17 protein-coding genes are annotated in these 18,849 nt (G+C 60.9%); 12 read left to right on the top strand and 5 right to left on the bottom strand.

Annotated elements, in window-relative coordinates; all coding sequences use genetic code 11:
• The 3 genes from EOS_RS21405 to EOS_RS21395 all read left to right on the top strand — a co-directional run.
• Window positions 1-848 (top strand): amidase (locus EOS_RS21405; RefSeq protein ID WP_047848692.1); only part of this gene is annotated, 848 nt, incomplete at its 5' end.
• 140 nt (window positions 849-988) lie between these two features.
• Window positions 989-2,311: an MFS transporter gene (locus EOS_RS21400; protein WP_082163453.1), complete on the top strand. Its 1,323-nt coding sequence runs from the start codon at window positions 989-991 to the stop codon at window positions 2,309-2,311.
• 31 nt (window positions 2,312-2,342) lie between these two features.
• Window positions 2,343-3,404: a porin gene (locus EOS_RS21395; RefSeq protein ID WP_047848691.1), complete on the top strand. Its 1,062-nt coding sequence runs from the start codon at window positions 2,343-2,345 to the stop codon at window positions 3,402-3,404.
• Between the two features lie 12 nt (window positions 3,405-3,416).
• Here the strand turns inward: EOS_RS21395 and EOS_RS21390 are convergent, their stop codons facing one another.
• Together EOS_RS21390 and EOS_RS21385 are read right to left on the bottom strand one after the other, a co-directional pair.
• Entirely contained in the window at window positions 3,417-4,352 is a 936-nt protein-coding gene (locus EOS_RS21390; RefSeq protein ID WP_047848690.1) for a LysR family transcriptional regulator, read from the bottom strand.
• 275 nt (window positions 4,353-4,627) lie between these two features.
• A complete protein-coding gene (locus EOS_RS21385) occupies window positions 4,628-5,530 on the bottom strand; it encodes a LysR substrate-binding domain-containing protein (protein WP_047848689.1) in 903 nt (300 codons plus the stop codon).
• A 117-nt stretch (window positions 5,531-5,647) separates the two neighbouring features.
• Between EOS_RS21385 and EOS_RS21380 the strand changes: the two genes are divergently transcribed.
• The 6 genes from EOS_RS21380 (at window position 5,648) to EOS_RS21355 (ending at window position 12,063) form a co-directional block, all read left to right on the top strand.
• Window positions 5,648-6,535, top strand: coding sequence for a HalD/BesD family halogenase (locus EOS_RS21380; protein WP_047848688.1), 888 nt, complete (start codon window positions 5,648-5,650; stop codon window positions 6,533-6,535).
• A gap of 22 nt (window positions 6,536-6,557) precedes the next feature.
• Complete coding sequence (locus EOS_RS21375) at window positions 6,558-7,784, top strand: M24 family metallopeptidase (RefSeq protein WP_047848687.1); 1,227 nt, start codon at window positions 6,558-6,560, stop codon at window positions 7,782-7,784.
• Window positions 7,785-7,854: 70 nt separating this feature from the next.
• Complete coding sequence (locus EOS_RS21370) at window positions 7,855-8,892, top strand: ABC transporter substrate-binding protein (protein WP_047848686.1); 1,038 nt, start codon at window positions 7,855-7,857, stop codon at window positions 8,890-8,892.
• 41 nt (window positions 8,893-8,933) lie between these two features.
• On the top strand, window positions 8,934-9,890 hold the full coding sequence (locus tag EOS_RS21365; RefSeq protein WP_047848685.1) for an ABC transporter permease: 957 nt from the start codon (window positions 8,934-8,936) through the stop codon (window positions 9,888-9,890).
• Between the two features lie 34 nt (window positions 9,891-9,924).
• Complete coding sequence (locus EOS_RS21360) at window positions 9,925-10,749, top strand: quaternary amine ABC transporter ATP-binding protein (protein WP_053064000.1); 825 nt, start codon at window positions 9,925-9,927, stop codon at window positions 10,747-10,749.
• Window positions 10,750-10,914: 165 nt separating this feature from the next.
• The gene (locus EOS_RS21355; RefSeq protein WP_047848684.1) at window positions 10,915-12,063 is read left to right on the top strand and encodes a porin; all 1,149 of its coding nucleotides are present in this window, start codon (window positions 10,915-10,917) and stop codon (window positions 12,061-12,063) included.
• A 69-nt stretch (window positions 12,064-12,132) separates the two neighbouring features.
• Here EOS_RS21355 and EOS_RS21350 read toward each other — a convergent pair whose 3' ends face one another.
• Window positions 12,133-13,248 (bottom strand): branched-chain amino acid ABC transporter substrate-binding protein, encoded by a 1,116-nt coding sequence (locus EOS_RS21350; protein ID WP_235442904.1) that lies wholly within the window; start codon window positions 13,246-13,248, stop codon window positions 12,133-12,135.
• Window positions 13,249-14,073: 825 nt separating this feature from the next.
• Here EOS_RS21350 and EOS_RS21345 point away from each other — a divergent pair.
• Both EOS_RS21345 and EOS_RS21335 read left to right on the top strand, forming a co-directional pair.
• Window positions 14,074-14,442 carry a BON domain-containing protein gene (locus EOS_RS21345; RefSeq protein ID WP_047848682.1) on the top strand — a complete coding sequence of 123 codons (369 nt, stop codon included), beginning with the start codon at window positions 14,074-14,076 and terminating at the stop codon, window positions 14,440-14,442.
• Window positions 14,443-14,690: 248 nt separating this feature from the next.
• A complete protein-coding gene (locus EOS_RS21335) occupies window positions 14,691-15,443 on the top strand; it encodes a carbonic anhydrase family protein (protein WP_047848680.1) in 753 nt (250 codons plus the stop codon).
• 607 nt (window positions 15,444-16,050) lie between these two features.
• Here EOS_RS21335 and EOS_RS21330 read toward each other — a convergent pair.
• The gene (locus EOS_RS21330; RefSeq protein ID WP_047848704.1) at window positions 16,051-16,962 is read right to left on the bottom strand and encodes an amidohydrolase family protein; all 912 of its coding nucleotides are present in this window, start codon (window positions 16,960-16,962) and stop codon (window positions 16,051-16,053) included.
• A 255-nt stretch (window positions 16,963-17,217) separates the two neighbouring features.
• Here EOS_RS21330 and EOS_RS21325 point away from each other — a divergent pair, with 255 nt between their 5' ends.
• Window positions 17,218-18,087, top strand: coding sequence for an ABC transporter substrate-binding protein (locus EOS_RS21325; RefSeq protein WP_082163452.1), 870 nt, complete (start codon window positions 17,218-17,220; stop codon window positions 18,085-18,087).
• 58 nt (window positions 18,088-18,145) lie between these two features.
• On the opposite strand, the gene EOS_RS21320 is transcribed toward EOS_RS21325, so the two are convergent.
• Window positions 18,146-18,829, bottom strand: a complete 684-nt coding sequence (locus tag EOS_RS21320) for a DUF2848 domain-containing protein (protein WP_047848679.1) — start codon at window positions 18,827-18,829, stop codon at window positions 18,146-18,148.
• Window positions 18,830-18,849 lie beyond the last annotated feature (20 nt).

The following is an 18,849-nucleotide window of genomic DNA, read 5'->3' as shown; positions in this document are numbered from 1 at the left end:
TGCCGGCCGGCTGGTGCGGGCTGGCGGGATTCAAACCATCGCATGGACGCATTCCGATCGATCCGTATTACACCGGCCGCTGCGCCGGTCCGATGACGCGCACCGTCGACGACGCCGCGCTTCTCATGCAATTCCTCTCGCTGCCCGACTGGCGTGACGCGACGAGCCTGCCGCCCGAGCCCGTCAACTGGACGATCGAGCCCGCCGATGTGCGTGGCTTGCGCATCGGCCTGATGCTCGATGCCGGTTGCGGCCTCGACCCTGAGCCCGAGATCGTGGCAGCGGTGCGCGCGGCAGCGGATCTGTTCGCGGCGCACGGTGCGGAGATCGTGCCGGTGGCCCCGGTGCTCGACCGCGCGATGCTCGATGGCCTCGACCGCTTCTGGCAAGCGCGGCTCTGGAGCGAACTGGAGCGCCTGACCGAGACCGAGCGGGCGCGCGTGCTGCCTTATATCGTCGAATGGGCGGGGCAGGGCGTGAACGTGTCGGGCGTGGAGGCGGTACGCGGTTTCGGTCGGACCTTCGAGATGCGCGCGACGACCGCGCGTCTTTTCCAGCACGTCGACGCGGTGTTATCGCCCGTCAATCCCATCGGCGGTTATTCAGCCGAGTGGGCAAGCCCCACCAACGACCCGTGCCGTCCGTTCGAGCACATTGCGTTCACGGTCCCCTGGAACATGGGCGAGCAGCCGGCGTTGTCGGTCAATTGCGGCTTCACGGCGGGCGGCATGCCGATCGGTTTGCAGATTGTCGGCCCGCGCTTTTCCGATCGCCGCGTGCTTCAGCTTGGCAAGGCCTATGAGGGCTGGCGGCCCGCTGCGCCGCACTGGCCCGCGCCGCCCCATTGACGCGCTCTTGATGGGCTCACGCAGCGCCCTGTAAAGCACCTCGCATTCCGTTTCGGTGTTCGCCCGATGCGCCCCTCCGGCCGCAGCGCTTCGCTGCGTGCGGCTGGCTGGCCATGTTTGCTCTTAACGAAGGACATGTCATGTCAGATTCGATCCAGACAACCTATACCGGCGACGACGTCCGCCCTGCCGGCGCGCGCCCCGATGCCGCGAGCGCACGCCGCAATGTGGTGGCGGTTGCGCTGGGCAACGCCGTCGAGTTCTTCGACTTCGGCACTTACGCGACCTTCGCCGTAATGATCGGCCACACGTTCTTTCCGGCGAAGAGCCCGTTCATCAGCCTGCTGCTTTCGGTGTCGGTGTTCGGGCTTGGATTTGTCGTCAGGCCGCTCGGTGCCGTGCTGATCGGCGCTTATGCCGACCGCGCGGGACGCAAGCCCGCGATGATGCTCACGCTCGTACTGATGGCGGTAGGCACCGGTGCGATCGCGGTGTTGCCGGGTTATGAAACGCTTGGGATCGCCGCGCCCATCCTGCTGGTCGTGACGCGGCTGGTGCAGGGGCTCGCGTGGGGCGGCGAGGCCGGTCCCGCGACCACGTACATTCTCGAGTCCGCGCCGCTGGACCGGCGTGGCTCCTATGCGTGCTGGCAGGTCGCGACACAAGGTTTCGCGGCAGTGGCAGCCGGTCTGACGGGTTACGGGCTCGCCGTAGCGCTGCCCGAGCAGGCACTCAACGCGTGGGGCTGGCGCGTGCCCTTCGTGTTCGGCCTGCTGGTCCTGCCGGTCGGCATCTATATCCGCAGGCGGCTCGCCGACACGATCCAGGAACACGACGCACCCACCTCCACGCGCGAGATTCTCCGCGAACTCAACACGTCGCATCGGCGGCCGATTGTCATCGGCTTGCTGATCCTGCTCGGCAGCACGATCACGCAGTACTTCCTCAACTACATGACGACCTTCGCGCTCACCCAGCTGCATCTGCCGGGTCGCGTGGCGATGCTCGCGACGCTTGTCACCGGCGCTGCACTCGCGGTGTTCGCCGTCATCGGAGGACGGCTGTGCGACCGCTTGGGCCGTCGCGCCGTGCTGATCTGGCCGCGCGTCCTGCTGCTCGCGCTGATCTTTCCTGCGCTGAACCTGATCGTGTCTCATCCGACGCCGCTGGTCTTCCTCTCCACCATCACGGTCCTCTCGGCGCTGCACGGCATGAGCGGCGCGGCGCTGATCGTGTTGATCGTCGAGAGCTTTCCTTCGCGCGTGCGCTCCACCGGTTTCTCGATCGTCTATGCCGTCGCGGTGTCGGTGTTCGGTGGCACGGCGCAACTGATCATCACCTGGCTTATCGGGACCACCGGGAACCCCATGTCTCCTGTCGCGTATCTGCTTGCGGCGAACGCTATCTGCATCGGCGCGGGTTTCATGGCCGCCGAGACGAAACCGGCTCGCGCCGGGCAATAACGGTTACATCACCACACGCTAAGGCATCGACATGAAACTGAAACGCAAGGGGAAATTCACGCGTCTGGGACTCGCCGCGCTGGCTGGCGGACTTGGCAGCGGGGCTGTGCACGCGCAGAGTTCCGTGACGCTGTACGGGCTGCTGGACGCCGGCCTGCAGTACAAGACGCACGCGAATGCAGCGGGCGATTCGACGGTCACTTCGACTAACGCGGGCACGTCTTATCCGTCGCGCTTCGGGCTGCGCGGCAGCGAGGATCTGGGTGGCGGCTGGCGTGCGATCTTCAACCTGGAGAACGGGTTTTCGCTGAGCAACGGGACGCTGGCGTCGTCGGACACGTTGTTCAACCGGGTTGCGCTAGTCGGGCTCAATGGGCGTTACGGTACGTTCACGGCCGGGCGCCAATACAGCGTGCAGTACGACAAGACGGTGTTCTATGAGCCGACGCTCTTCAACAACTACTCCATCTTCTCGCTGAACATGATTCCCTCGGCGACAGTGCGGCTCAACAACTCGGTCAAGTACCTGTCGCCGGACATGAGCGGACTGAACGTCGAGGCGATGTACAGCTTCGGCCAGCAGATCGCGGGCAACTCGGCAGCGGGGCGTTACTGGGGCGCGGCAACGGAATATGTGATCGGCAATTTCTCGGCGCGGGTTGGGTATGAAGAGGTCCGCGGCACGGTGACCGCAACCGCCGACCAGTCGAACCTCGTCGATCGACGGGCGAGCGCGGTGGCGCGCTACGGCTTCAACACGGTCGTGGTCTCGGGCGGCGCGGTGGCGGTGCGCGGTTCGTTGCAGGCATCGCCGGACGGCAACCTCTACTGGCTCGCCGCTTCCTACATGCCGAACCCTGCGCTCAAGCTCGTGCTCGAAGGGGGGCGTTATTACTACCAGCACGAGGCGGGACGTCCGACGCTTTTCAACGCCACCGCGCTTTACTGGCTGTCGAAACGCACGACCGTCTACCTCACCGGCGGTTACATGATCAACGGCGGCGGCAGCGATTTCGGCGTCAACAACTATACGACCACCGCGCCCGGCCAGACTCAACTGGCCCTGGGAACGGGTCTGATCGTCCGGTTCTGAGTCACGTTTCACTTACGGCGATGGCGCAGCTTCGGCCTCGGGATGGACCGCGGACGCGTATCGCGCCATCGCTGTTTGCAGCATGTCGAGGCACTTGCGTACAGCAATCGATGTGGGACGGTAACGGTACACGCACAATTCGACGCGGATCTGGCGCAGGTCGGGATCTGTGATGGTGACGGCGTGCAGGCCGTCCTCGCAGCCGGTTTCGTCGAGAGCGAATTGCGGCAGGATCAGCAGCGCCGCGCCTTGTCGCGCGAGCGCTTTTTGAGTCTCCAGCGAGCAGGTGGTGAAGGACGGATTCAATGTAATGCCGCTCGCTTTCGCCACGCGATCGAGTGCTTGCCGCACGCCAAACGCGGAGTCGGGAATCGCGAGGGGCTGGTCGACGAGATCGGCGAGCGTGACACTCTCGCGCTGGCTGAACGCATGATGCGGCGACACCAGCACGCGATGCCAAAGCTCGCAATGCGCATGCACCTCGACGTCGGCGCGTTTGGGCAGATAGAAGCCGAGACCGATGTCGGCCTCACCGCTGCATAGCGCTTCCAGCGTGCGTTGCGCGCTCGCGATGACGATATTGAAGCGGATCTTGGGGTAGTGGCGCGCGAACTCGGCAAGCACGGGCGCGAGCAATCCCGACACCACGCCCTCGGATGCATACACCGACACCGAGCCGACTTCGAGCTTGTGCCGGTCGGCAATCAGCGTGCGTACCTGATCGAACTCCCGCAGCATGAACTCCACGCGTTCCGCGAGAAACTCCCCTTCGATCGTCAGGCTGATACCGCGTGGCCCGCGTTCCAGCAGCGCGACTCCGAAGTAGTGCTCGAGTTGTTCGATCTGCCGGCTGATCGCGCTCGGCGCGACGTGCAGCCGCTCGGACGCCTTGCGTAACGACGAGCTGTGGGCGAGTTCCTGAAAGTAACGTAGCGTGCGAAGTTGCATTGAGTGGTCCTTTGCAACGGTGAGCGGTTTCGATGCGGCGAAAATTCGCCGTCTCGTAGTTTCGACCGCCAATAAAGCAGTCGCGAGCAGTTTCGCTGGATTGATGCGGGAGATGTTTCGGGGGGATGAGGTGCCGCAACCGGCTAGCTAACGCCCGAAGCGAAATGATTCAGCATTCCGAAGTTGTCGTTCCGTGCAGTGTTTCAGACCCTGCGGCAAGTGCGGTTTTGACGAAGGTCGGGGTGATGCTCGCAACGTTGGTCCAGGCCCGACGCTCAAGCCATCACACCGCTATGCTCCGACACCAGCATCTCGATCAACTCGCTCAGATCGCGCGTTGCCTCATTGCGCATGGTCGGCGCCACATGCAGCTCCAGTTCCGCGGGTGGCAAGGCCGGCAGCCCGTGCGTCTCGTCGAACGTGCGCCAGCATGCGGGCAACGTACGACGATCAATAATCGTTACCGCCGCACCATGATTCACCGCAATGCGGATGCCCGTCGGGCTCTGGCTCGTGTACACGAGTTGATAATCGCGCCCGATCGCAGTCAGCGCCTGCAATCCGCGCTGCCGGTAAGTACAACTTTCATCGAAGAGCGCGAGCGGCACGGGCGCATCCACAGGCAATACAAAATCGCGATGCGCCGCCCACACCAGTTCCTGACGTGCTAGGGGTTTTCCCCCGGCACGCTCGCCGTGCCGCACCACGAGCGCCAGATCGAGTTCCCCCGCACCCAGCCGTTCCAGCAACTCCAGCGACGTCCGGCAATGAATATGCGGCCGAGCCCCCGGGCGTAACGCATAAAACGCCCGCAACAATTCCGGCAGCCACAGCTCCGCATAATCCTCCGGCAGCCCGAAACGAATCACGTTGCCTCGGCTGCCTCGCGTTAGCGCGGCGATCGCCTCGTTTTGCACCTGCAATATCCGCCGCGCGTGAATCAGGAAATTCTCGCCGTCGCTGGAGAGCGCGAAATGGCGGCTATTTCGCATGAAGAGATGCGCGCCAAGCCGTTCTTCGAGCGTCCGGATACGCAGGCTGATGGTCGATTGCGTGCGATGAAGCTGCCGTGCCGCCGCCGTAAAACCGCCGCTTTCAGCGACAACGACAAACGCGCGCACCAGTTCTGCATCGAGTGAAGCGATCTTCGACCAATCGGGTTCGCTAATGGAATCCATCGGAAATACTCGCTTTCCAAAAGAAATTGGCCGCCAAAAGATCGGGCCGTCGTTCGCAGATTGTTGTTGAAGTCGACTCGTAAATCCACTCGCCAAAATATCGATTTGGAGCCTGCCGTGGTTCTCTCCGTTTCACTTGCCGATGCTGAATGCCTTGACCTCAGCGATATCGTCAACACCGACCGCTATCCCCTGCACGACCCGGACAGCCCCCGCCTGAACGATCTGGTGGCGGCCTGCCGCGCGGAGCTGGCAGCGAGCGGCAGCGCGGTCCTGCACGACTTCCTGCGCCCGGAGGCACTGGAGCGGGCCCGCAACGAGGGTCGCGCCCTTGCCGCTAAAACCTACTTTTCAACTCGTAAGGTCAACGCTTACTTTACCGCCGATGACCCCGCGCTGTCCGAAACCGACCCGCGCCGCATCTTCATGGACCGCACCAGCGGCTTTGTGACACGCGACCTGATTCCGGCGGATGCCATCGTGCACCGCATCTACGTCGCCCAGGCGATGAAACGTTTCGTCGCGGCCTGCCTGGGGGAAACACGGGTATGGGAATACGCCGATCCGTACGCGGGCCTGGTGCAGAACGTGATGCCGCCCGGCACCGAGCAGCCGTGGCACTACGACACGAACGAATTCATTGTTTCGATGATGACGCAGCAGCCCACCGCCGGCGGCGACTTCGAATACTGCCCGAACATCCGCTCGCCGCAGGGCGAAAACTACGAAGGCGTTGGCCGCGTGGTGCGCGGCGAGACACGCGAAGCCATCAACGTCATCACCCTGCGTCCAGGTGACCTGCAGTTGTTCAAGGGCCGCTTTTCGCTGCACCGCGTCACGCAGGTGGCGGGTGAAGTCGAGCGTCACACGGCGATCTTCGCGTACTCGCAAAAGCCTGGCGTGATTGGACGGCTCGAACGCACGCGGCAGTTATACGGCCGTGTTTCGGAAGCGCATCTGGAAGCCGAGCAACGTCTGGTTCGCGCCGATAGCCTGGTCGATTAACTCCATAAGAAAAGAACCCCACATGTCGATTATTCGCCCCACTCATCTCCCTGAAGATTGCGAACCCACGCAGGTAGAAATTGCACAGATCCAACGCGACCGGCTTGCCGCCGTGCGTCGCGAGTTGAAGAAACGCGATCTCACCGCGGCTGTTTTGTTCGACCCGACGCATATGCGCTACGCCACCGGCTCGCGCAACATGCAGGTCTATTCGATGCGCAACCCCGCGCGCTACGCGTTCGTGCCGGCCGAAGGCAAGGTCGTGCTGTTCGAATACGCGGGCTGCGATTTCCTGGCCGAAGGACTGGACACCGTCGATGAAATCCGCCCCGCCACGGCCATTTCCTATTACTTTTGCGACGACATGCTTCGCCAGGTCACCGAGCGCTGGGCTGACGAGATCGATGAGCTGGTGAAACAGAGCGGCGGCGGCAAGCGCATCGCTATCGAAAGTGCGACGTCCGCTGCGGCGTTCGCGTTGCAGGCGCGCGGCTATCAGGTCTTCGACGCACAGGAGCCGCTCGAACGCGCACGCGCCATCAAAGTGCCGAACGAGATCAAGATGATTCGCGCGTCGCTGCGCGCGGCCGAAGAAGGCGTGCACAAGCTGGAAGCGGCGCTCGTACCGGGTATCAGTGAGAACGAGCTGTGGTCGCATCTTCATCAGCACATCATTGCGACCGATGGCGACTACATTGAAACGCGCCTGATCAGTTCAGGGCCGCGCACGAATCCGTGGTTCCAGGAAAGCAGCCCGCGCAAGATCCAGTCGGGCGAGCTGGTCGGACTCGACACGGACGTGGTCGGCCGCTTTGGTTACTACGCGGATTTTTCGCGCACGTTCCTTTGCGGCGATGTGCCGGCGACCGACGCGCAAAAGAATCTTTACCGGCTCGCTTATGAGCAGATTCATTCGAACATGGAGAACGTGCGCGCCGGCACGACCTTCCAGGAATTCATCGCGAAGGCGTGGAAGATTCCCGAGCCGTATCGCGCACGCCGCTATTTCGCGCTTGCACATGGCGTTGGCATGACCGGCGAGTATCCGTACATCGTGCATAGAGAGGACAACGAGGCCAAGGGCTACGACGGCGTGATCGAGCCGGGCATGACGTTGTGCATCGAGAGTTATATTGGACACGAGGCCGGCGGCGAAGGTGTGAAGCTTGAAGAGCAGGTCTACATTCGCGACGACGGCCGGGTGGAACTGCTCTCCGATTATCCGTTCGAAGCGCGGCTGCTGGCCTGAATCCGATACGATCGGCTAGCCGCGCGTCGTAAACATCCACAACAAACCAACTCCCCATAGGTGCAAGACGATGCTCAAACGATTCTTCAAAGCAAGCCTGTCTGCGCTGGTCGTGGTTGCGGCCACCGCCGGCACTGCGCACGCCGCTGGAACCTTCTGCAGCTCGGGAAAGACCGTGCACTTTGCGGGCATTACGTGGGAGAGCGGCGCATTCGCGACTGAAGTGCTGCGCCAGATACTTGAAAAGGGCTACGGCTGCAGCACCGACGTCGTGCCCGGCAGCACGGCCGCCACTGAGACCGCGCTGGCCAGCAACGACGTCCAGGTCTGGGCCGAACAATGGACCGGCCGCAGCGAGATCACCTCCAAGGCGGTCGCCGCCGGCAAGGTCAAACTGGTGGGCGACACGCTGCCGGGCGGCACGAAGGAGGGTTGGTTCGTGCCTGAATACGTGATCAAGGGCGACGCTTCGCGCAACATCAAGGCGAGCGCGCCGGGCCTCGTTTCCGTCACGGACCTGCCCAAATACAAGTCCCTGTTCGCCGACGACGAAGAACCGGAAAAGGGCCGTTTCCTGAACTGCCCGACCGGCTGGGACTGCGAACGCGTAAACACGCGCTTGCTCAAGGTGCTTGGCCTCGACGCGTCCTATACCAACTTCCATCCGGGCACCGGCGCGGCGCTGGATGCCTCGATCGAATCGGCGTATCAGCGCGGCAAGCCGCTGGTGTTTTATTACTGGGGCCCGGCTGCGCTGATGGCGAAATACAAGTTCGTCGAACTCAAGATGCCGCCGTATAACGACGCTTGCTGGAAGACCTTGCGCGACGAAAGCAGCACGCAGCAATGTGCATCGTCGTACATGGTGTCGCACGTGACGGTGGGTGTGTCGACGCCGTTCAGCGAAGCCGAACCGCAAGCCATGGCGCTGTTCTCGAAAGTCAGCTTCCCGATGGACTTCCTGAACAACACGATCCTTGAAATGAGTTCGAAGAAACTCGATGGCTCGGCCATGGCCACCACGTTCCTGCGCACGCACCCCGAGATGTGGAAGGCCTGGGTGCCGGCCGATGTCGCGGCCAAGGTGCAGGCCAAGCTGGGCAGTTGAAAACGGGAAGCCCACGCGACCCTTCTCTAGACGAGTGAGCCATGACGTCCATCTTTCCGCATCTATCGCTTGCCGACCCGATTAACGACAAGGTCGCATTGCTGGTCCAGAACTATGGCGATGCCTTCCACTCGTTCAGTCTGGTCGTATTGAAATATCTGCTGGTGCCGCTGGAAAGCGGCTTGCGGATCACACCGCCGTGGCTGCTGCTGATCTTCGCTGGCGTGCTTGCATGGCACGCCACCCGCAGGCTTTCGGTTGCCGCATTGTTCGTGCTGCTGCTCTACGCGATCGGCGCATTCGGGCTCTGGGACAAGCTGATGCAGACGCTCGCGCTGATGCTCGTGGCGACCGTGCTGTCGATCATACTGGGTGTGCCGCTCGGTATCCTGTGCTCGCAAAACCGCTGGGTGCGCCGCACGCTGTTGCCCGTGCTCGACGTGATGCAGACGCTGCCCAGCTTTGTCTACCTGATACCGGTGCTGATGCTCTTCGGACTCGGCAAGGTGCCGGCCATCTTCGCGACGGTGATCTATTCGCTGCCGCCGCTGATCCGGCTCACGGACCTCGGCATTCGTCAGGTGGACGGCGACGTGGTGGAGGCCGCGCGCTCCTTTGGGACGACACGCTGGCAGATGCTGATAGGCGTGCAGTTGCCGCTGGCGCGGCCGAGCATCATGGCCGGCATCAACCAGACCACCATGATGTCGCTCTCCATGGTCGTGATCGCATCGATGATCGGTTCACGCGGCCTGGGCGAAGACGTGCTGGCCGGCATCCAGACGCTCGATGTCGGCAAGGGCATGCAGGCGGGCATAGCTATCGTGATCCTGGCGATCGTGATCGACCGGATCTCGCAGGGTTACGGTCAGGAGCGGCGCGCGCGGATGGCGCTTACCGCGAATAGAAGGGCGCGTGTGCAGGCTCGCCAGAGCGCGCGCAGCGCCGATCTTGGCGATCCCGAGGCAGCGGGCGAAGCAGCATCGCGCCACGTCTGACCATCAGCCCAATCTTCTTGCGTGGAGCGCGAACATGACAGCTATCCGAGTCAGCAATGTCTACAAGATCTTCGGGCCGTCGATGACCCATGCACGCGTCATCGACATGCTCCGCCACGGCGCCTCGAAGGCGGACGTGCTCGCCGACAACGGCTGCAATGTCGGCCTCAATAACATCAACCTGAATATTGAAGCTGGGCAGATCTTCGTGATCATGGGCTTGTCCGGTTCGGGCAAGTCCACGCTCGTGCGCCACTTCAACCGGCTGATCGATCCAAGCGCGGGCGAGATCGTGATCGACGGGAAGAACATCCTGTCGCTCAACGCGGCGGGGCTGCGCGAGTTCCGGCGTCACCGGGTGAGCATGGTGTTCCAGAACTTCGGGCTGCTGCCTCATGCAACGGTTCTGGAGAATGCGTCGTATGCACTGCGTATACGTGGTGAGCGTCACGACGCAGCGAACGAGAAGGCCCGTATCTGGCTCGGCAAAGTGGGCCTGGACGGTTATGCCGACAAGTTTCCCGACGAGCTATCGGGCGGGATGCGCCAGCGCGTGGGGCTCGCCCGTGCGCTCGCAGCGGACACGGAAGTGCTGCTGATGGACGAAGCATTCTCGGCACTCGATCCGCTGATCCGAACCGAAATGCAGGATCAGTTGCTCGAGTTGCAGAGGACGTTGAACAAGACGATTGTCTTCATCACGCACGACCTGGACGAAGCATTGCGGCTGGGCACGCAGATCGCGATCCTGCGCGATGGCGAACTGGTGCAGCAAGGCACTCCCGAGGACATCGTGCGTTTCCCCGCGAACGACTATGTCCGCCGTTTCGTCGAGCGACGCGCCGAACGCGTCGCGTAACCCGGTCAGTTAGCAGGTTTGACTGAGAGCAGGACAGGGCCCATATCACGGGTCCTGGATACACACGCCCATACCGGGCGATGAATAAAAAGCATCAATAAAAGCGTCATAAAAAAAGCAGGTCCACACCGGCGACACGCCGGGTTTACGGTTTCGGAGCCATCAATGAAAAAGCAAGCAATCTGCATGACTTTGTCATGCCTGTTCGTCGCGGGCGCGCATGCTCAAAACAGCGTGACGCTCTATGGCGTAATCGACGAGGGGTTCGACTATACGAATAACGTCAATGGTAAAAAGGATTATGAATTGCAGAGCGGTTACGCGCAGGGCAGCCGCTGGGGATTGAAGGGAGCGGAAGATCTGGGCGGTGGCGTCAAGGCGATCTTCACACTCGAAAATGGTTTCAACGTGAACAACGGACGGTTGGGCCAGGGCGGGCTGGAGTTTGGCCGGCAAGCATTTGTGGGCCTGAGCGATGCCACTTACGGAACGGTCACGCTGGGCCGCCAATACGATTCAGTAGTCGACTTTCTCGCGCAGACAACGGCGAACGGAAATTGGGCGGGTTATCTGTTCGCGCATCCGTACGATAACGACAATACCGATAATTCATTCCGCGTGAATAACACGGTGAAATACACGAGTCCGACGTGGGCCGGTTTTCAATTCGGCGGTATGTATGGCTTCAGTAACGTGGCCGGAGGTTTTGCCAACAATCGTTTAATGAGTGTGGGCGCGCAATATACCTACGGCGGTTTGCTGATCGCGGCCGCGTATTTGAACTCGGACAATCCCTCGGGCACGGCGAACGGCGCCATCCCGACGACCGACCAGAACTTCCTCGCGCAGCGTCTGCGCATCTTCGGGGCGGGTATCAACTACACCATGGGCAACGCCACGGTCGGCTTTGCGTACACCAACACGAACCTGTCCGATCCGACTTCCACCACCTACATCTCGGGATCGATCGTGCCGGTGGGCGGGTCCATATCGTCGCTCAAGTTTAATAACTTCGAGATCAACGGCAAGTATCAATTCACCCCAGCGTTTTTTGTCGGCGCACAGTATGTCTATACACGCGCTACCGATAACGCGAGCACTGGCACCAGCCATCCGAACTATCAATCGGTGGGGTTGATGGCCGACTACCTGCTGTCCAAGCGGACCGATTTCTACGCTCAGGCTGCGTTCCAGTCGGTCGGCGGAGACAAAACCGGGACCGCGCTGGATCAGGCCTACGTTCCAGGTGCGGCGGATGCGTCGTCTACGTCGAAGCAGGTTGTCGTGCGGCTCGCGATACGGCACAAGTTCTGAGTGTGAGGTGTTCCCGGGTAACGGCGGTTCGCCCGGGAACACGGTCAATCTCGGCTCACGGCGCAAACCTCACATCTTGATGACGTCCATCACCGTTTTCTTCTTGTCCTTGAATTCGTAAATCGTGATGGCTGCGTCCTTCAGATCGCCATGCGGATCGAAGGCGATGCGGCCGATCACGCCGTCATACTGAGTCGATGGCATCGCGGCAAGAATCTTGGTCCGCTCGGTCGAGTCCGCGCGTTTCATCGCGTTGTAGATGACGTAGACGGCGTCGTAGGTGAACGGCGCGTAAGCATCGACAGGCGTCTTGAAACGAGTCATATAACGCTTTTCGAAATCCTGTCCCTTAGGCATCTTCGAGAGTGCGAGCCCCGCTTCCGAACACGTCACATTGCCGATAGCATCGCCGGCCAGATCGATCATCTTGTCCGTGCAGGCGCCATCGCCGCCAAGCACCTTCGCTGTGATCCCGAGATTGCCCGCTTGCTTGGCCAGAGGTCCCGCAGTTGCGTCCGAGCCGCCGTACATGATGACGTCGGGACGCAGGCCCTTGATCTTCGTCAGGATCGCGCGAAAGTCAGTTGCCTTGTCGTTGGTTGCTTCCCGCGTGACGATCGTGCTGCCCTTCGCCTTCGCGGCTTTTTCGAATTCATCGGCGAGTCCCTGACCGTAGGCCGTGGAATCGTCGACGATCGCAATCCGCTTCGCATGCAGCGAGTCGAGCGCGTAATGGGCGAGCGCCGGTCCCTGTAGCGCGTCGGTAGCGACTACGCGAAACGCGGTCTTGTATCCCTGCAGGGTGTACGTGGGGTTGGTCGACCCTTGCGAAATCTGCACGATGCCCGCTTCGCTATAGATCTTCGATGCAGGAATGGAGACGCCCGAATTGATGTCTCCCACGACGGCCACTACGCCGTCGTCAACGAGCTTCTGCGCGACCTGCGTGCCGGTGCGTGGATCGGCGGCGTCGTCCTGGGAGTCTAGCTGGAACCTGACTGGCTTTCCGGCGATCACGGGATGCTGGCCGTTGATCTCGTCGATAGCCAGTCGGGCCGCATTCTCGCTGTCCTTGCCCATGTGGGAAAGCTGCCCGGTCAGTGGTGCGGCGTGGCCGATCAGCACCACGGCGGGATCGGCGGCGAAGCTGCGTGCGCTTATCGTCAGGAGAACCGCGGCAGTCAAGGCGGAGCAAGCGGGAAGCGAGAGACGAAGCGTGCGGGAAGAGGAGGTCACGAGCGGATCCTTCGGTGTCTAGGGTGAGCGGAAAACAGGCGTGTGCTTGTGCGGCGTACACGGGCTGCGGATAAGGCTCAGTATTCGAAGGCCAATTTGTCGCGTCCAACGACTAATTGTGTTGGCCGGCAATAAACAAATCTTGTGTTCGGCTCAACAGCGCGGGACTGCCGGGCAGCGCTTCGAGGCTGCGCCGGACCGATAAGATCGCGGCTTAGGAGAGTGCCGGACCGCAGTGTCAGTTGCCACGATTCCTGAAAAGTCCATCTTTGAATAAGTGTCGTTCACACCTTCCTGTCCGGACCGGGGTTAGAACGACTGTTGTACTCTGACAGCGGCCTTTGTCGCGACGTTGGGCCGAACAGCCTATCGCCGGCTCGCGAGTTTCAGGCTGCGTATGCCGCTTGCATGAGGCGGAGGCCGGCCATGTGCCGCCATTCGATGAACATTTGTAACTGTCCACTTCCCTGTGAACTTGAGCGGATAACGTGCGGCCCTCCGGGAACCTATCGAGGCGCCATCTCGGAAGCTTCGCGCTACCGATCTATTGGACCAAGGTCCAATTGTTTCGCTGGAAAAACAGGAGCAGATTGCCCGTGAGCGATTGCATACCCTTGCGCGTGCTCCCCAAAACTCGGCCGAGGGTCGGCGGGTTCGATTTGTGGAGGGCTAAGGCAGGGAGCAACCTACTGCGACCCAGCGTGATCAGGCTGCACCGTAGTGGCAGACCCGCGATCTTTGTGGGAATTTATTGCGGCCCAACTGGAGTGAGCAATGAAAGCAATCAAGACATTCAAGCTGATAGGTGGCGTATTGATCGTTGTGGTATCCATCAATGCGTGGTCGCAGACTAGCGAATCCGCTGTGACGTCGACTCAATCCAGCATGGCTCCTGCAGACGGGGGAAGTGCGAAAGCCGCCAGACAGGGGAATCGCGCACTCAGCAAGAAAGTGCTTCGCGCGCTCTCGAAGGGCGGCGTCAACACTTCCAGAATCAACGTAATTGCAAAAGGCGGCGCAGTGGCGCTTGCGGGATCCGTCACTGACCCGACCCAGAGCGACAAGGCGAGCGAGGTAGCGAAGGGTGTGCCTGGCGTGACGTCCGTGAAGAATTCTCTGACACTTAAAGAAGTGGGTCAGTAATCTTTCTTGATCAGGTCGACCGGCTCGCGCCTGCCGGATCACTCCCTGGAAAACCGGGAGCGTGCAACATGTCGTCTTCCCGCCAGATCCCGTCGCGCACGTGCCAAACGGCGAATACATGGACGACGCCGTGTGCAAAACGTTCCGTCGTCTCTTCGATCGAGGGCGATCGCTCCACGGTTGCTTGAGTCTGAACTTGGCCACCTGTCATAACAATGATCGTTTTGCGGTTGTTCACGGAGAATGACATGCACAAGCAAACTGACTGTTGTCCGGTGGACTCCTCCAACGGCGTTGGTAGACGTACCGTACTGAAGACTGCGCTGAGCGTCGCAGCGGTTGGGCTGGCGGGAGGCATGGGGGGCGTTGAATCGGCTTACGCGGCGGCGCTATCGAAGTCTGAGCGAGACAAGTTGACACCGGACCAGATTATCGAGAGCCTTAAGCAGGGAAATAGACGTTTCCGTTTGGGGAAGATGCTGCCTCACGATTATTTGGCGCAAAAAAGAGCTACTGCCGGCGGGCAATATCCGGCGGCGGTGATCTTGAGTTGCATTGACTCCCGGGCTCCGGCCGAGATCATCCTTGATACGAGGATTGGAGATACTTTTAACGCACGTATCGCGGGCAATATCGCTAATGAGGATCTCATTGGAAGCCTGGAGTTTGCTTGTGCGGCGGCTGGCGCTAAAGTCATATTGGTTATGGGACACACCGGATGCGGGGCAATCAAGGGGGCCATTGATCACGTTGAACTGGGAAACCTGACGGGTCTCCTAGCCAAGATCAGACCGGCTGTGGATGAAACGCAGTACGCTGGTGACAAAAGCAGTAAGAACAATGAATTTGTCGACGCGGTAGCGAAAACCAATGTTCGACGCACGATCGACGCAATACGAAATGGCAGTACGGTGCTAGCGCCGATGGAAACGGACGGGAAAATCAAAATTGTCGGAGCGATGTACCACTTGAACGGCGGGGTTGTCGAATTCTTTGTCTGAAAATGGACGTGGCGCAGGCAATCCAGGCCGTTCGATAGGTGGAATTACTGGATGCCACATGCTACTGCGCACGGTTTTGTCGCGGCAAGGAACTCTGATGTATGGAAATCTCCATATCCTCGCGGCACCCCAAGTTGCCGCGTGAGGCATTCCTCATGCGTCTGGCAATGCGCGGCCGGACATTTGGCGAGCAGTTTCCGCTTTAAATGGCGCGAAGTCTGACCGAACAAACGGGGCCACCTTTCCATTGAAATTCAACTTGGTCATCCGCCCGGAGCACAGCACGCGTGACCCGAACTATAAGTAGTTTCACGATAAGTACTTCCGCAAAAAACAAGTTTGACTGAGGATGCAAGCAAAGCGATTCCAAGACGCTCATGTACCGTCGAGGTAAAGGTCGAACGTTTGCTATCGCGTTGATGGCTGACCGATCAGGGTCGCGTGCGGCCGACTTGAGCCACACGCGGCTCGAACGGCGTCAGGATCGCTCATCGGGCGGGACCCGCCAATCCCGGTCATTCGCGAGCAGCCGCCAATTCGGGCGTCTGCGCGCAGGGCTCGCGACATGCCGCGAGTCAGCTCAGTCAGCGGCTCCTGCCAACATTTCTCACGCCATCTTGTAGATCCCGGCAGCCGTGTCGTGTAGCACCTGGCGCTTTTCCGACGCGCTGAAGTCCGCTATCACCTCAAGATAGGCACCATAGAGATGTTGAAAGCTGCAAGCGAGCTTGCAGATTGGCATGTGACTCGCGAACATACTGCGCGCAGGGCCAAAAATCTCGATGGCCTGAAGGATCCACGGGCGCACCTGGGCGACCGTCCAGTGGATACCGAAGATGCATTCCAGCCCGAAGATCTTGATTGCGACATTGGGGCACTTGCCGACGGCTGCGAGTTCGCGCTTCCACGTTGCCTGGCCCGCTCTCGTCAGGTCGACGGGCCAGCCCATTACGGGCAGGACAAACTGGATATCCGGATACGCAGCGGCCACCGATGCGAACTCGCGCAGTTGGGGCGCGAATATCTCGATCTCGCAGAGCAAGCCGCGACCGCGAAGCAAGTCAATCCCTCGGCGCCAAGCGAGATCGGACAGAAGATCGGGCCTTTGCGCGTAACGCAACAGCGGGTTCTCCGGATGCCAGCCCATATGCTGACGCACGCACCGGACGTGTTGGGTAGAAGCATAAGCATCCAGCGTGTGTTTCAAATCGGGACCGAGAAAATCGACCAGAGCAATCATGCCAGTGGGGCGGGTGGCCGCGTGCATCAACTCATCCGCCCATCGCACTTCGTCGACCGGATTGTCTGAAATGAACTCCGCCCAAACCGTCCCGACGACGTTCAACCCCTGGGTGTCGCGCGCATAGTCTTCGGGAAGATACGTGCTCGGCAGCGCGCTGTAATCGCCTACGAGATCCTCGAACCCTGCACTGCGTTGTGCGAACATAGGGTAGTGCAAACGTCGGGCGTCGTAGAAATGCTGGTGGCAATCAATGATGGGGAGTCCGTCGCTGTTCATGACTCGTGTTCCATGTTGAGAAGGGTTGCGCTTGCATCGCACCTGCCGCCGCACTTGCTCCGGCACTTTCAGTCGTTCGACACCCTTGCATGGATCGTCGACAATGAGCATCGGCGCTGACATTCGGGCTGTCAAGCCGAAAACAAGGAGCGAATGTCGTTCGCGATGGGTTCGAAGCAATGCGCAGCGGCCTCCAATCTCTGCCGGGCAGTCCGTTAAGGCAGTGCTGGTCCGCTAAATCAAGGGCATCCCAAGATGACGAAGCTTTCGACGGGTCTCGTTGCAACGCTATCGGTCGTGCTGCCAATCAGCGCCGCCCTATCCGTTTCCGCGTTCGCGCAGACCCAAGGCGCGAACCTCCCACCACCAACCGCTTCGCAATCCGCGAAGCAGGCAGGCGAATCCATGGTGAAAGTATTTGCGCCGGGCGGCACGCTGCGCGCTTCTATCAATCTCGGGAATCCGGTACTGGCGAACATCGATCCAGCAACCGGCAAGGCGGTTGGCGTATCGGTCGATCTCGCCACCGAACTCGCCAGCCGTCTCGGTGTGCCGCTGCAACTGGTCGTGGTCAGGTCGGCGGGCGCGTCCGTGGATAACGTCAATCAGGACAAGGCCGACATCGGCTTCTTCGCCGTCGATCCGAAGCGCGGACAAGAAATCAGTTTCACGAAACCGTATGTGTTGATTGAAGGCTTTTATCTGGTGCGCGACGCGTCGCCGATTACCGCCAACGATCAGGTCGATCAACCGGGAGTGACTGTCGCAGTTGGCAAGGACAGCGCGTACGATCTGTTCCTCACGCGCGAATTGCATCGCGCGAAGATTGTGCGGATTCCGACGTCCCCCGCTGTGGTGCAAGGTTTTCTGGATCAGCATCTGGACGTGGCCGCAGGCGTCAAGCAACAGCTCGAAAGAGATGCCGCGAAGGCAGGCGGATTGCGGATGCTCGATCAACGTTTCATGGTGATCCGTCAGGCGATGGGGGTCCCAAAAGCAAAGGGCGATGAAGCGGCCGCGTATCTGTCGAAGTTTGTCGAGGACATGAAAGCATCGGGCTTTGTCGCGGCGTCCCTGGCGCGCCATCAAATTGCAGGCGCGGACGTTGCGAAAGACAACGACTAGCAGGCTGTGAGTGCGTGCTCATACCCCCTACGCGGTGCGCGGATAGCCGTCCTGCCCATCATTCCACATGGGCCAGCGCGTCGACCAGGTAACGGTGCCGAAGGCTGCGTCCGAGCACCGGATCATGCAATTCCAGTTCATAGCCCGCACTCGCGCTTAAGTGTCCGAGCACGCCTTGCGTGCCACAGAACATCGCCGAGCCGGGCGGCATGCCGCCCGCACCGAAACCGCGTTCAATCAGCTCTTCCGGACGCAGCAGGCGTGCGAGCGTGCCTTCCTGATACAACACGCGGTCAGCATCGCCGTCGATCCGCCAACTGCGCGCGATCAGCGAATCCCAGTGCGAGGCGACATCGGCGTAACGCCAGAGCGTGGCGCTCACCGGCTTGGCGCACATCTGCTTCGACACAGCGACGTCGTAGCTCTCAACCCGGCGATCCGTGTGATCGGACCCGATACCCACGAGCAAGCCATTGCTCGCGGTCTGGATCAGCACGACTTCCACCTCGCCGGATGAGTGCGTGCCGACGACATCGATTCGCTCCGATGTCGTCAGCAAGTCTGCTGTGATTCGATAGAACGTCGGCACCGACGCCGGCCGTTTGACGCCCAGCGCTTCCAGTTCGCGGATATGGTGCTCGACGTCGCGCGCATCGCGTCCCGCCCAGCCGGCAATGACCAGGCGCCTCACGATTATTTCAATGCCCGCACCACCGTCGATCCTGCATTCAAGTGTCTTCATCAAAACCTTTCACCGGGTTG

It is taken from the genome of Caballeronia mineralivorans PML1(12), from assembly GCF_001028175.1.
In the GTDB taxonomy this organism is placed as follows: Bacteria; Pseudomonadota; Gammaproteobacteria; order Burkholderiales; family Burkholderiaceae; genus Caballeronia; species Caballeronia mineralivorans.
This window is presented reverse-complemented; position numbering and strand designations above follow the sequence as displayed.

What these genes read in the sequence shown, in the direction of transcription:
- EOS_RS21400 (WP_082163453.1), top strand. Translation starts at nt 989, where the DNA reads ATGTCAGATTCGATCCAGACAACCTATACCGGCGACGACGTCCGCCCT.
- EOS_RS21395 (WP_047848691.1), top strand. Translation starts at nt 2,343, where the DNA reads ATGAAACTGAAACGCAAGGGGAAATTCACGCGTCTGGGACTCGCCGCG.
- EOS_RS21390 (WP_047848690.1), bottom strand. Translation starts at nt 4,352, where the DNA reads ATGCAACTTCGCACGCTACGTTACTTTCAGGAACTCGCCCACAGCTCG.
- EOS_RS21385 (WP_047848689.1), bottom strand. Translation starts at nt 5,530, where the DNA reads ATGGATTCCATTAGCGAACCCGATTGGTCGAAGATCGCTTCACTCGAT.
- EOS_RS21375 (WP_047848687.1), top strand. Translation starts at nt 6,558, where the DNA reads ATGTCGATTATTCGCCCCACTCATCTCCCTGAAGATTGCGAACCCACG.
- EOS_RS21370 (WP_047848686.1), top strand. Translation starts at nt 7,855, where the DNA reads ATGCTCAAACGATTCTTCAAAGCAAGCCTGTCTGCGCTGGTCGTGGTT.
- EOS_RS21365 (WP_047848685.1), top strand. Translation starts at nt 8,934, where the DNA reads ATGACGTCCATCTTTCCGCATCTATCGCTTGCCGACCCGATTAACGAC.
- EOS_RS21360 (WP_053064000.1), top strand. Translation starts at nt 9,925, where the DNA reads ATGACAGCTATCCGAGTCAGCAATGTCTACAAGATCTTCGGGCCGTCG.
- EOS_RS21355 (WP_047848684.1), top strand. Translation starts at nt 10,915, where the DNA reads ATGAAAAAGCAAGCAATCTGCATGACTTTGTCATGCCTGTTCGTCGCG.
- EOS_RS21345 (WP_047848682.1), top strand. Translation starts at nt 14,074, where the DNA reads ATGAAAGCAATCAAGACATTCAAGCTGATAGGTGGCGTATTGATCGTT.
- EOS_RS21335 (WP_047848680.1), top strand. Translation starts at nt 14,691, where the DNA reads ATGCACAAGCAAACTGACTGTTGTCCGGTGGACTCCTCCAACGGCGTT.
- EOS_RS21330 (WP_047848704.1), bottom strand. Translation starts at nt 16,962, where the DNA reads ATGAACAGCGACGGACTCCCCATCATTGATTGCCACCAGCATTTCTAC.
- EOS_RS21325 (WP_082163452.1), top strand. Translation starts at nt 17,218, where the DNA reads ATGACGAAGCTTTCGACGGGTCTCGTTGCAACGCTATCGGTCGTGCTG.
- EOS_RS21320 (WP_047848679.1), bottom strand. Translation starts at nt 18,829, where the DNA reads ATGAAGACACTTGAATGCAGGATCGACGGTGGTGCGGGCATTGAAATA.